Here is a 12,257-nt window from a genome sequence, read left to right as displayed (position 1 = left end):
GGCGAGGTGCTCGCCCGGGACGGCGTCGTCTGCGGCACGCTCAACTACCGGCTGGGCCGTTCATGTCGACGCCCGCCGCAGGCGCTCGTACGCGGTCCAGGCGTTCAGTAGCGGCGGTACCACCGAGCGCCGTACGCCGTGGAGGGCGGCTGCGCGGACTTCGGACGGGGTGGCCCGGGGGAAGCAGGAGAGCAGGAGGGCGAGGGTTCCGGTGACGAAGGGGACGGCCACGCTGGTGCCCGCGAGGGCGAGTGGGCGCTCGCCGGGGTTCAGGTGCACCACGGCCCGGCCCGGTGCGCCGAGGCCGTGGGTGCCGATCGAGCTGCCGAGGTCGGAGAGGTCCATCGGGCGGTTCCGGGTGTCGTAGGCGACGACCGGGATGGTCCAGTGGTGGCGGGTCAGGACGGAGCTGCCCAGCCGGCCCTGGTTGCCGGCCGCGACGACGGTGAGTACGTCGTGCGCCGCCGCGTGGTCCAGGGCGGCCGTCAGCTCGCGGTGCCCGCTGCCGGACGGCCGCTCGGGCGCGCCGATCAGCTCCGCGCTGTCGAAGGAGTAGAGCTGGTCGACGGGCCGCCCCGGCGCGAAAGGCGAGGGCGCCGGTCCGTCATGGACACGCCGCCGGACCGCCGGGCCCCGACGTACGGCGAACGGAGCAGAAATCTCGATCGTGGACGATCCGTCTGCTTCGATGCGAGCAGCCCCCACCCCGTTTCTCATTGGGAGAAGAACGTGCTGCCTTCCGTCCGTCACCTGCTCGCGATCGGGACCTGCCTGCTGGCCGTCGGCGCCCCGGCCACCGCCGTCGCCGCCCCGCAGTCCGTCCACCGGCTCAACCCGCAGACCCTCACCGATCTGCAGACCTCGATGCGGGGCGAAGCCTTCGCGAACGCCTCCTACACCTTCTACGCCGACCAGGCGGACCGGGAGCATCTGCCCGCTGTCGCGGACCTCTACCGCCGCACCGCCGAGGTGGAACTCCACGAGCACTTCCACGAGGAGGCACTGCTCGACGGCCTGATCGGCGATGAGGCGGCCAACCTCGCTGCTGCCATCGAAGGAGAGACGTACGAATCGACCACGATGTATCCGCAGTTCGCCCGGGAGGCCGAGCAGGACGGCGACCTGAACGCGGCGGCGCTGTTCGCGGAGATCGCGAAGGACGAGGCCGGCCACAACGAGGCGTTCAAGGCCGCGCTCCACGTCCTGCAGACCGGAGAGGGACAGGTTCCCGCCCCGCCCCAGGCCGACCAGGTCCCGGTGCCCGCAGGCCCGCCGCAGGTGCACGCGGCCCGGACCCTGGCGAACCTCGACGCCGCCCTGCACGGCGAGGCGCTCGCCTTCGCCCGCTACACGGCCTTTGCCGAGCAGGCCGCGCAGTCCGGAGACGCGCGGGTGGCCGCACTGTTCACCGGCACCGCTTCGGTCGAGCTGCACGAGCACTTCGCCGGCGAAGCCGTCCTGTTCGGATTCGTCAAGGACACCCGGACCAACCTGCACGGGACCATCGCCGGCGAGAACTACGAGGCGACTTTCATGTACCCGACCTTCGCGAAGCGTGCCAGAGCCGCAGGTGACCTCGAAGCGGCAGATCTCTTCCGCGACAACGCCCGCGACGAAGCCGGTCACGCGCGGGCGTTCCAGCAGGCTCTCCGCCGGATCGACTGACCCCCGGCAGCGGACTTGAAGCGCGCAGCGACACTGGGCGGCGGCCGAGAGCCGGGAGTTCGGCCGGGGGGCTGCCGCCTCAATGGGCGCTGTTGTCGGGTGGGGCGAGGTGGGCCGTGATGACGAAGTTGTCGACGGCGGGGGTGTTGTCGGGTTTTTCGAGGCAGGTGAGGACGACCAGGCGGCCGGGGATGTCGGACCAGATGGTGGTGTCGTTCGGGAGGTCGGATTTGGGGATGGTGGTGGCCCGGTCGACGACGTAGGGGGTGTTGCTGACGTCGATGATGGCGCCGGGGGCGACGTTGGAGGTGCCGGTTTCGGTGGCGAAGAGGTAGTTGCCGGGGCCGACGGCGCCCCGGCGGAGGGAGTGCATGGCCACGTAGACGGTGCCCTCGTCGGGGGCGGTGGGGGTGCCGAGGTTGGTGATGCGGTAGGCGGCGGTGAAGCCAGGGGGGACGACCGAGCCGGCGACCTCGTTCATGGTGCCGAGGGGGACGTCGAGGCCGACCGAGGGGACGATGAAGCGGCCTGCGCCGTCGGGCTTCGCGTCCTGTTGTCGGTGCTGCTCCGGGGGGAGTTCGGCACCGGGGTCGAGCTGGACGGGCCTGCCGTTCATGTCGACGCCCACTTCGGTGGTGGCGTGGTCGTGGTGGGTGAGGGCGTAGTGGCCGAGGAGGGCGGCGCCGGTCAGGGAGGTCGCGGCCAGGAGCAGCACCAGCCATTCGGCGCGGCGGGTCAAGGTCATGGGCGTTGCTGCTCCTCGACACGACCGCCCGCCGGCCCTGGGGGGTCGGCGGGCGGTGCGGGATCGGATGGGACGAGGTGGGTCAGTGGCGGCGCTTTCTGCGTCGCAGGGTGAGGGTGGCCAGTCCGGTGGCGGTCGCCAGCAGCGTTGCCGCGCCGGTGACCGCCCAGGCCAGGGGCGATGCGCCGGTGAGGGCCAGCGAGCCGCCGGTGTCCACGGACGGGCCCTCGGGGTGGGGGCCGCGCGAGGGCTCGTGGGTGGGCTTGTGGGTGTGAGTGGGCTTGGGGGTGGGGGAAGGGGTGGGGCCGGGCGGGATGATCGGAAGGGCGGTGCCGGCGGACCCGGAGGTGAGGGTGACACCGTCGGGCTGCAGGCCGGACGCGGTGGCGTTGTTGTGCAGGGTGCCGCCGGCGGTGATGTCGGCCTCGGTGGTGGTGTACGTGGCGGTGCAGTGGGTGGAGGCTCCCGCGTCGAGGGTGCCGCCCAGCGGGGTGGGGGCGCAGGTGACCGGGCCGAGCGGGCCAGTGCCGGAGAACTCGATCTCGTTGATCGCCAGCTCGGTCAGCGGCACGTTGCCGTTGTTGAGGACGTCGAAGGAGTACGTCACGACGTCACCGGCCGCGGTGAGTTCGGTGATCGGCCGGCCTTCCGCGTCCGTGGCGGTCGCGGTCTTGGCGAGCGACAGTCCCGGAGCCGCCGGGTTGATGACGATGGTGTACTCGCGCGTCGAGGTGCCGTCGACGGGGTCCGAGACCTGGACGGTGAACGTGTAGCTGCCCGCCGCGGTGGGGGTGCCGGTGATCGTGCCGTCCGGGTTCAGCGTCAGCCCCGGGGGGAGTTCACCGGCGACGAGTGTCCAGGTGAGCTGCGGGTTCGGGTTCTCGGTGGTCGCCTCGACCACGTCCGAGTAGGGGACGCCGACGGTGCCGTCATGCAGGAACGGGGTGGTGATGCACGGCGGTTGGGTCAGGCCGCCGAACAGGTTCTCGTTCCAGCCGGAGAAGGTGTTGCAGATCAGCGTGGTGGTCGCGGCGGCGCCGGAGTAGCCCGCGATGCCGTACCCCCAGAAGTCGCGCAGCGGCGGCTGGATGGGCGAGCGGCTGATGTCGTTGTAGGAGATGGTGATGTTCGTGCCGCCGGTGACGTTGATCCCGATGTCCGCGCCGTCCGGGCCGGCGATCGTGTTGTGGTCGACCGTCAGGTTGTTCGCGGTGAACAGCAGCATTCCGGTGGAGCTGCTCACCGAGTTGTTGGCCGTGTACGTCAGCACGGTGTTGTTGGTGAAGGTGCCGCCGGAGTTGAAGTACTGGACCGAGTTCTGCGCGATGTTGCCGGTGATCGGCGGCGGGGGCAGCGGGATGGTGGTGTCCGGCGGGCCGAGGGTGGAGCCGGTGACGTTCATGGTCGCGGCGCCGTTGGCGGTCAGCCCGTTCTTCTGGAAATCCGCCACGTTGACGTCGGTGACCGTCACGGTCTGCGGGCCGCCGCTGGTGGCGTCGACCATGATGCCCTGACCGAAGTTGTAGGTCTGGTGCCGGGTGATGCCGATGACCGTCACGTTCGTCAGCGACCCGGACGCGGACAGGAACCTGATGCCGAAGTAGGCCGCGTTGGTGCGGGAGTCGTCCGGATCCCGGGGCAGGTAATTGCCCTGCACCGTCAGGTTCTTGATGTTCATTGTGGTGGCGCCGGTGGCGTTGCTCAGCACCGCGCCCATCAGCGGGTCGGCCAGGGAAGTGTCGGTCGCGGTGATGGTGTGGCCGGCGCCGTCCAGGGTGTACCCGTCCGGGATGGTGAGGTTGTCCGTGGTGGTGCAGTCGCCGGTCAGTGTGATGGTCGTGCCCGAGGTGGACGAGGCGGTGCAGACCGTGCGGATGTCCACCGTCGCCGCCGAAGCGGGAGAGGGAATCCACACCAGCGATCCCGCCGCCACGACGCAGCCGATGGCAGCTGCGCTTAAACAGCGGCGCCGGCCGGACCGCCGTCCTTGTGGGTGCGGGTGTGAGGACGCGGCATTCGTGCCGAATTGTGACGCTCTGATAATCATCATGTGACAACCTCCCCCGGCAGGCTAGAACCCGGACAATCCGGGCATAGGCCAACACTCCGGACGCTCGGGCCGCCTTGATTGCCAATCACCCGTTCGTCGTCCCGGGGAGGACGGCGAACGGGGTGGGGCGGCGGCTACGCGGGGCGCCGGGCGGGGATGGTGCGGTCGGCCTGGAGGGTGGGGAGTTCGCGGAACGGGCCTTCGTGGTGGGCGAGTTCGGTCCAGGTTCCGGTCTGGACGATGCGGCCCCGGTCGACCACGACGACGCGGTCGGCGAGGCGGGCGTTGGCGGCGGCGCGCCACGTCACCGTCGTGCCCGAGATCGACATGCCCGGTCACGGCACCGCCGCGATCCTCGCCCACCCGGACCTGTGCTCGGCGGTGCCGACGGCCGTGCCGAGCACGCCCCAGGAGCTGATGGCGAAGCTGATGGCCGGCGAGTTCCGGCCGGTGTGGCTGGAGCCCGGGCGCGAGCAGGTGTGGCAGTTCGTCGACGACGTCCTCGCCGAGCTCGCGGCCCTCACCCCCGGACGCTTCGTGCACATCGGCGGCGACGAGCCGTCCGGGATGCCGACCGCCGACCGCCGACCGCCGCGAGTTCGTGACTCGTGTCCGGGAACGCGTGCGCGCCCGCGTCATCGTCTCCCCCTCGGGCCGCACCCACCTCGACCGCCCCTACGCGGAGACGGTCGAGGGCGAGGACGAGGAGCGGCGCAGCCGACTCGGGCACCGGGGCTATCCGCCGGCGACCGTCGAACTGTCCTGTACCGGGCCCATCGTGGGCATCGACACGGAGGCCGGGTTCGAGGTCGCCGGGTTCGAGGCGGCGATCTGGTGCGAGAGCGTGAACGACGCCGATGACCTGTCGTTCCTGCTGCTGCCACGCCTCCCCGGCCTCGCCGAACGCGCCTGGACGGCGGGTCCGGCGCGGAGTTGGGGCGATCTGCGGGTCCGGCTGGGTGCGCAGGCGCCGGGCTGGCGGCGGGACGGGTATGTGTGGTTCCCGGACCCTTCCGTTGACTGGCGCTGATTGAGCGTCAGACTCGGTACACCCGAAGGCTGTTGCGGGTCAGGGCGAGCAGGCGGCCATCGCCGAGGTCCTGGACTGCGGAGATGCGCGTGCCGAGGCGGGTGGTGGTGCCGTCGGGGTGGAGGACGGTGCCCGCCTCGGTGACGGCGGCGGCCGGGGGGAAGACGCCGTGGGCGAGGTGGAGTTGAGCGTCGATCCGGTGGACGACCGTGCCGTCGGACGGGTCCACGGCGAGGGCGCCGATGCCGCGTTGGCGGCGCAGCCACAGCAGGCCGTTGGCGAGCACGGGGGCCTCGGGCAGCAGGGGGCCGTCGTGGGTGTGCAGCAACTCCGCTTCGGCGCTGTTGCGTTGGAGGACGGCGACGGACGAGGTGCCGCAGCGGACCGCGCAGCGGTCGGCGTCGAGGACGGTGAACAGCCCCCGCAGCTCGGCGTCCCGGAGGGGCTCGGGGAGCTGCCAGGACTGCTGCTCCCGGCCGGTGCGCGGGTCGATCAGCCAGGCCCGGGTTTCGTTGCCGAGCAGCAGCCCGTCGCCCCACACCATCGGCCGCTGGGTGCGGACGGGTTCGGGCGTCTGCCAGCGGAGCCGGCCGTCCGTCAGGTCGAAGGCCTGTAGGGGTGAGTAGCCGCGCCAACCGCCGGTCAGCACCACGTTGTTGGCCACGGCGAGATATCTGGTGTACCGCTCCACCTCGTCACGCCAGAGGACCTCGCCCGTGGCGAGGGAGAGACAGCGCAACCCCTGCGAGAGCACCAGGACGCGCGGGCCGACGACCACCGGACGATCGGGCCAATCTCCCACCGGGACATCCCACTTGAGGGCTCCGTCGGCCAGGTCGAGGCAGACCAGGCGGGTGTGCCGCTCGTGCACCAGCACCGAGCCGTTCGCTATCGCCGGCTTCGAATACGCGCCGCGCTGGTGCAGCACCCGGTCCCACAGTTTCGTGACCATGTCGGTCTCCCGCCACTCGGCCGACCGCGCGGTCGGCGTGCGCCCCAGTGGCGAACCGGACAGGATACGCCACCGCTGACAGCGGGTTGACGGTGAGATGCCGGTGACCTGACGGCGGTGCGCGCCATCGTGGTCGTCAACAGGAGGCGCTGCGGCACGTGGGCCGAGGCGCTCAGGGCGACGATCGGCAGGGGAACGGGACATGGACGAGGTATTGGTGGAGCGGATGCGGGCGTACCTGGCCGCAGGGCTGGCCATGGACGTCGATGCGCTCGACGCGCTCTACGACTCGGAGTTCGAGAACGTGCGGGTCGACGAGGCGGGGCGTTCGGTGGTGCTGACCAAGGCCGACTTCATGGCCCGCTTCCGCAGCCTGCGGGAACAGGGCATGCGGGTGGGCGACAGCATCGACGACGTCCGGTTCGTGGCGACCAGCCGGCACGGCGACCAGGGAACGGTCATCATGTACCGCACCGAGGGTGGCGGCGCCCCGGCCCGGTACAGCTATGTGTGGCGCCGGGAGAATGGTCAATGGACCACGCTGCTGCGGGAGTTCACCTTCGAGCGGGACCTCTCCGGCCTGCTGCGGATGATGGCGGACGCGGCTGCGCGGGCCTGAAGCGGCCGGCCGTCATCGTCAGGGGAGTGGCGCGGGCTCGGTGGGGTCGGCGAGGCGGCGGAGGAAGGTGAGGACGCCCGCGGTGCCGGTGGCGTAGGGGAACGCGGGGCGGGTGAGGCCGGGGTCGGGGAAGACGGGGTGGGGCGGGGGGCCGGCGGTGCGGGTGAGGAGGAGGGTGGCGACGGTGGTGGCGGCGGCGTGGAACTCTTCGGCGGCGGGGGAGAGTTGGAGCATCAGGTTGCCGACCCCGGCCAGGCCGCAGCACTGGGTGACCAGGGGCATCCGCGGGGCGATCGCCAGGCAGGTGCGGGCGGACTGTTCGGCGAGGGTGCGGTACGTGGGGTCGGCGAGCCGGTCCGCGGCGTGGGCCAGGACGGTGCCGATGCCCGCCAGGCCGCGGCACCAGGAGCCGTAACGGCGGGTGGCCGCAGGGTGGTTGGCGGCGCCGATGATCGCGGGGGTGGCGGCGGCGAGCTGCGCGCAGGCGCGGTCTGCGTGCTCCAGGGCGGTCGGGTCGGCGGTGGTGTGGGCGTACTCGAGGAGGAAGTACGCGACTCCGGCGTCGCCGTGGGCGAGGCCCTGGGTGAGTGCGGCGTCGCCCGGGCGCGGTGAGGCGGTGGGGGCGAGGCGGGCACGGCCGGTGGTGAGGAGGTCGTGGCAGGCGGCGGCGACGGCGAGGTGGCGGGCGTCGTGGGGGGCGTCGTGGCGGGTTTCGTCGCGGGCGAGGTGGAGGTGGAGGTGGCCGAGGCCGATGCCCGCGATGCCGTCGATCAGGTCGGCCTCGGGCGGGCCGCTGCCGTCGGGGCCGTGCGCGGGGAGGGCGATGGCGGGCCCGGGCGGGAGTCCGGCGGCGGTGAGGAAGAGATCGACGCCGGTGCGGCCGGAGTACAACCCCGGTGGCAGGGTGCGGGTTTGGTGTGCGGTCCAGTCGGCGAGCGCGGTGACGGCGTCGCGGACGCCCGGGCGGTCGAGGTGGTGGAGGAGCTCCAGGCCGAGGCCCGCGCTGCCGCTGTAGAGGTCGATCGGGGTCGGGACGGCGGCGCGGGCGGAGAGTTCGGGGTCGGCGATCCGCCGGGCCTCGGCGACGCAGTACGCGGTGCTGTGGTCGAGGATTTCGGCGAGGAGGTCGGGGGAGAGGCGCGGGCCTGAAAACTTCTGGGCGGTGGCGGCCGGTCTGGCGTTGCGGAGGCGGGCCGCGCCCGCCGTGCGGGCGGTCGCGTCGAGGTCGGTCAACTCGGCGATCAGGGCGCGGACTTGCTGGTGCACAGTGCCCGGGAGGGCGAACTCCAGGGCGGCCAGGGTGCGTTCGCGGTTGACGGCCGGGTCGGGGTCGACGATCACCGGGTCCATCCCGGTGGCGGCGAAGTGCAGCGTCATGCCCAAGCCGTAGTAGTCGTCGGCGGGTTGAGCAGCCGTGTCGGGCCGGACCACGGGGTCGCTGTAGCCGGGGGTGGAGCCGGCGGGGCCGGTGCCGTGGACGGCGCTGGTGCCGAAGTCGATCAGGTGGCAGCGGCCGTCGGGGGTGAGGACCACGTTGTTGGGCTTGAGGTCGCGGACGACCACGCCCCGGCGGTGGATGCCGTCCAGGATGCGGAGCAGTTCGCGGGCCAGCGGGAGCAGCCGGCGTGGGCCCGACTCGGCGTCTCGGTACGGGCCGTGGGTCTGGACCTCGCGGCGCAGGTCGCGGTCGCCGCAGCTGGTCATCACCAGGTACTCGTCGTCGCGGTGCCGGAAGTAGTCGAGCGCGCGGGGCAGGCCGGGGGTGGTGACGAGCAGGTCGAGTATTGCGCGTTCGTGGCGCAGGCGGTCGCGGGTGTCGGTGCCGTGGGCGTCCTCGGCGACGTACGCCCGGGCCTGCTTGACCACCACGGTGGTGCCGGTGACCTGGTCGAGCGCGCGGTACACGTTGCCCTGCGGCTTGCGGGTGATGCCGCCGGTGACGCGGTAACGGCCGCCGCCGAAGCCCGAGTTGGTGGCGGGTGCGGGCGGGGCGAACGGGTCCTCGGCCCAGGGCGGGCAGCGGTAGGTGGTGCCGGCCAGGCCGTCGAAGACCCGGCCGTCGGGGCCGGTCATCACGGATTCGAGGCGGCCGCCGCGGCCGGTGCGGTAGTCGCCGGTGAACGGGCCGTACCGGTAGTACACCGGGGCGTCGGGGTCGAGGCGGCGATCGCTGATGATCTGCGGTCCGAGGTGTCCGTGCAGTGCGGCGGTCAACGCGTGGGCCAGCGGCCGGAGTTCGTCCGGCGCGGGGTAGATGGTGAGCGCCTTGCCGACCGAAGCGGCGGTCTCAGTACCGGAGTTGAGGGTGCGCAGGGTGTCCGGGTCGCGGGCCCACTTGGCGTGGCAGACGTGCTGCTGCAGCACCGGCAGGACGAGGGCGAGGACGGTGTGAAGCGTGCTGGGGCGAGCGGAGATGTGGAGCTTCCAACCGTGCTCCATCGCCGGCATCCGCGGATCGAGCAGGTACGACCAGATGTCGTCGGACCAGGCGCGGCGGCCGGCGATGGGCCCGGTCACCGTCAGCGGTCGCAGGCGATGCGGGTGGTGGCGGTCACCCACGGGTCGACCAGGCAGGCGGTGGGGTCGTGGTCGGCGCGGTCGTCGTCCTCGAAGAGGAGGCTGTCGTCGTCGACCAGCAGCGGGCCGGCATCGCGGATCTCGGTGAGGGTGGCAACGGGCATGTGACGCCTCCAGGTCGTGTGGTGTCTCCGGCCGCCGCCGCGGGTCGGCGGACGCCGAGGACCGCCCGGCCCGGTGGGGCCGACGTCCTGGATCACGAAGGTAGGGAGGATCGGTGGAGCTGACAAGGGGGCGGGTCGCTCCGACTTCACAGTTCGCGCACAAGCGGGACGTGTGCAATCGGATTCGGAGGAGAGATCAACTCCGCGGGGGAGGTGCCGTTTCGGAGCCTTCGGTGTCGATGTGCGGGAGCACCCGGTCCATCCACCGGGGCGTCCACCAGGCGGCGTTGCCGAGCAGTGTCATGGCTGCCGGGACCATCAGCAGCCGCACCACGGTCGCGTCGATCAGCACGCTGACGGCGAGGCCGAGGCCCATCATCTTGATCACCACGTTGTCGCTGACGATGAACGCGGCGAACACGCTGACCATGATCAGCGCCGCGCAGGTGATCACCCGCGCCGTGGTCTCCAGCGCGTGCGCCACCGCGCCGCGGCTGTCGCCCGTCACCAGCCAGCGTTCGTGCACCCGGGACAGCAGGAACACCTCGTAGTCCATGCTGAGGCCGAAGATGATCGCGAACATCATCATCGGCACGTAGCTCTCGATCGGGACCTTGCCCGCCACCCCGAGCGCCGGCCCGCCCCAGCCCCACTGGAACACCGCGACCAGCACGCCGTACGAGGCGGCGATCGACACCAGGTTGAGGATCGCCGCCTTCAACGCGACCAGCGGCGCCCGGAACACCAGCAGGATGATCAGAAAAGCGAGGGCGACGACCACGGCGATGATCGGCAGCAGCCGGCTCGCCACCAGATCCAGGAAGTCCACCTGCGCCGCCGTGGTGCCGGTGACGTACGTGGCGGCGGCCGTTCCCTTGACGGCGTTCGGCAGCACGGTGTCCGCGAGGTGGCCCACCAGGTCGGTGGTGTCCTCGTCCTGCGGGGCCTGCGCCGGGGTGACGGTGGTGAACAGCACGTCACCGTCGCCGCTGGTCTGCAACGGCGCGGTGCTCGCCGCGTCGGGGACGTTCGTCAGCGCCTGCTGCACGGAGGACGCGAGCGCGGGACGGTCCGCGGCCGGGACGGCGGTCTGGTCGACCACCACGGTGAGCGGCCCGTTGGAGCCGGGCCCGAACGCGGCGGACATCAGGTCGAACGCCCGCCGGTCGGTGAAGGACGTCGGGTCCGCCCCGTCGTCGATGTGCCCGAGCTGGATCGACGGCAGCGGAATCGCCAGCACCAGCACCGTCACCAGGCCCGCTGCCAGGTACCACCACGGACGGTGCTCGACCCGGCGCGCGTAGCGGTGCCACATGCCGGTCGGCGACGCGCCGTCCGGTCCGGTGCCCTCGGCGACCGGTGTGCGCACGGTGAAACGATCCATCCGGCGGCCGATCAGGCCCATCATCGCGGGGAGCAGCGTCAGCGCGCCGCACACCGCCGTCACCACCGTGACACCCGCGGCCAGGCCCAGCTTCGCCATGAAGGCGATGCCCGACACCGACAGGCCCGCCAGCGCGATCACCACCGTGCAGCCGGAGATCAGCACCGCCCGGCCACTGGTCGCCACCGCGTGGCCCGCCGCCGTCGGCGGGTCCGAACCGTCCATCAGGTTCTGCCGGTGACGGGTCAGCAGAAACAGCGCGTAGTCGATGCCGACGCCCAGTCCGATCATCGTGGCAAGTGTCGGCGCGACCGTCGCGAACGTGGTCAGCGCCGCCAGCAGACCCAGCAGCCCGAGGCCCAGCACCACCGCGACCAGCGCGCTGACCAGCGGCAGACCGGCCGCGATCACGCTGCCGAAACCGATCAGCAGCACCAGCACCGCCACCGCGAACCCGATCAGCTCGCTCACCCGGTCGTCCGGCGCCGGCCGCGCCAACTCGCCCAGCGGACCGCCGTACTCGACCTGCACCCCCGCCTGCCGCAGCGGCGCCACCGCGGTGTCCACCTGCGACAGGTAGTCGTCGCCGAACGTGGTCGGATTGGCGTCGAACCGCACCGTGATGTACGCCGTACGCCCGTCGGAGGAGAGTGGGCCGCCGGGCGGCGCGCTCTGCCCCTGCGGCGGCAACGGATCCTGCGCGGACAGCACGTGCGGCAGGTGCTGGAGGGACGTCACCGCCTGGTTCACCTGGGCCTGGAAGTCCGTCAGCGGCTGGTCGTCGTGCAGCACCACCTGCGCGCTCGTCCCGCCCGCGGACGGCTCGTGGGCCTGAAGCACCTCACGGCCGTTCTGCGACTGCGTACCGGACAACGAGAAATCGTCCGAATACGTACCACCTACGGTCCGGTTGGCGATCTGCGCGCCCGCCAGCACCAGCAGCCAGCCGACGATCACCACCACCGAATGCCGGGCACACCACTCGCCCACCCGCCACAGCAGCCCCCTGCGCGGAGCCGCCGATCGGCGCTCGGACCGGTTCTCCGACGTGGGCATTCGGCCCTCCCATGAGTCCACTGTCTGGGTCCACCGTCACCACGCACAGTGACCGGAGCTTCAGACGGTAGGCGG

The 12,257-nt window shown here is 71.9% G+C and carries 11 protein-coding genes and 1 pseudogene; 4 read left to right on the top strand and 8 right to left on the bottom strand.

Going from position 1 to position 12,257, the window contains the following annotated elements:
• Window positions 1-60 precede the first annotated feature (60 nt).
• The gene (locus ACFYS8_RS18805; RefSeq protein WP_387642615.1) at window positions 61-705 is read right to left on the bottom strand and encodes a S8 family serine peptidase; all 645 of its coding nucleotides are present in this window, start codon (window positions 703-705) and stop codon (window positions 61-63) included.
• Window positions 706-729: 24 nt separating this feature from the next.
• Here ACFYS8_RS18805 and ACFYS8_RS18800 point away from each other — a divergent pair, with 24 nt between their 5' ends.
• On the top strand, window positions 730-1,665 hold the full coding sequence (locus tag ACFYS8_RS18800) for a rubrerythrin family protein (RefSeq protein WP_387642614.1): 936 nt from the start codon (window positions 730-732) through the stop codon (window positions 1,663-1,665).
• A 79-nt stretch (window positions 1,666-1,744) separates the two neighbouring features.
• On the opposite strand, the gene ACFYS8_RS18795 is transcribed toward ACFYS8_RS18800, so the two are convergent.
• The 3 genes from ACFYS8_RS18795 to ACFYS8_RS18785 form a co-directional block, all read right to left on the bottom strand.
• Window positions 1,745-2,410, bottom strand: coding sequence for a class F sortase (locus tag ACFYS8_RS18795; RefSeq protein WP_387642613.1), 666 nt, complete (start codon window positions 2,408-2,410; stop codon window positions 1,745-1,747).
• A gap of 82 nt (window positions 2,411-2,492) precedes the next feature.
• On the bottom strand, window positions 2,493-4,325 hold the full coding sequence (locus ACFYS8_RS18790) for a putative Ig domain-containing protein (protein WP_387642612.1): 1,833 nt from the start codon (window positions 4,323-4,325) through the stop codon (window positions 2,493-2,495).
• Window positions 4,326-4,594: 269 nt separating this feature from the next.
• On the bottom strand, window positions 4,595-4,789 hold the full coding sequence (locus ACFYS8_RS18785) for a hypothetical protein (protein ID WP_387642611.1): 195 nt from the start codon (window positions 4,787-4,789) through the stop codon (window positions 4,595-4,597).
• On the opposite strand from ACFYS8_RS18785, the pseudogene ACFYS8_RS18780 reads away from it, so the two are divergent.
• Both ACFYS8_RS18780 and ACFYS8_RS18775 read left to right on the top strand, forming a co-directional pair.
• Window positions 4,701-4,961, top strand: a pseudogene (locus ACFYS8_RS18780) (family 20 glycosylhydrolase); the annotation flags it as partial. The gene ACFYS8_RS18785 and the pseudogene ACFYS8_RS18780 overlap by 89 nt on opposite strands.
• 121 nt (window positions 4,962-5,082) lie before the next feature.
• Window positions 5,083-5,490 (top strand): family 20 glycosylhydrolase, encoded by a 408-nt coding sequence (locus tag ACFYS8_RS18775; protein WP_387642610.1) that lies wholly within the window; start codon window positions 5,083-5,085, stop codon window positions 5,488-5,490.
• A 7-nt stretch (window positions 5,491-5,497) separates the two neighbouring features.
• Here ACFYS8_RS18775 and ACFYS8_RS18770 read toward each other — a convergent pair whose 3' ends face one another.
• On the bottom strand, window positions 5,498-6,442 hold the full coding sequence (locus ACFYS8_RS18770; RefSeq protein WP_387642609.1) for a PQQ-binding-like beta-propeller repeat protein: 945 nt from the start codon (window positions 6,440-6,442) through the stop codon (window positions 5,498-5,500).
• A gap of 202 nt (window positions 6,443-6,644) precedes the next feature.
• Here ACFYS8_RS18770 and ACFYS8_RS18765 point away from each other — a divergent pair, with 202 nt between their 5' ends.
• Complete coding sequence (locus ACFYS8_RS18765) at window positions 6,645-7,061, top strand: nuclear transport factor 2 family protein (RefSeq protein WP_387642608.1); 417 nt, start codon at window positions 6,645-6,647, stop codon at window positions 7,059-7,061.
• Between the two features lie 18 nt (window positions 7,062-7,079).
• On the opposite strand, the gene lanL is transcribed toward ACFYS8_RS18765, so the two are convergent.
• The 3 genes from lanL to ACFYS8_RS18750 form a co-directional block, all read right to left on the bottom strand.
• On the bottom strand, window positions 7,080-9,578 hold the full coding sequence (lanL, locus tag ACFYS8_RS18760; RefSeq protein ID WP_387642607.1) for a class IV lanthionine synthetase LanL: 2,499 nt from the start codon (window positions 9,576-9,578) through the stop codon (window positions 7,080-7,082).
• A gap of 2 nt (window positions 9,579-9,580) precedes the next feature.
• A complete protein-coding gene (locus ACFYS8_RS18755) occupies window positions 9,581-9,742 on the bottom strand; it encodes an SflA family class IV lanthipeptide (protein ID WP_387642606.1) in 162 nt (53 codons plus the stop codon).
• A gap of 196 nt (window positions 9,743-9,938) precedes the next feature.
• Window positions 9,939-12,182 carry an MMPL family transporter gene (locus tag ACFYS8_RS18750; RefSeq protein WP_387642605.1) on the bottom strand — a complete coding sequence of 748 codons (2,244 nt, stop codon included), beginning with the start codon at window positions 12,180-12,182 and terminating at the stop codon, window positions 9,939-9,941.
• Window positions 12,183-12,257: the final 75 nt, after the last annotated feature.

It is taken from the genome of Kitasatospora sp. NPDC004615, assembly GCF_042873545.1.
Taxonomy (GTDB): Bacteria; Actinomycetota; Actinomycetes; order Streptomycetales; family Streptomycetaceae; genus Kitasatospora.
Note: the sequence above shows the minus strand (reverse complement) of the source record. Positions and strands in the feature narration are given on the sequence as shown.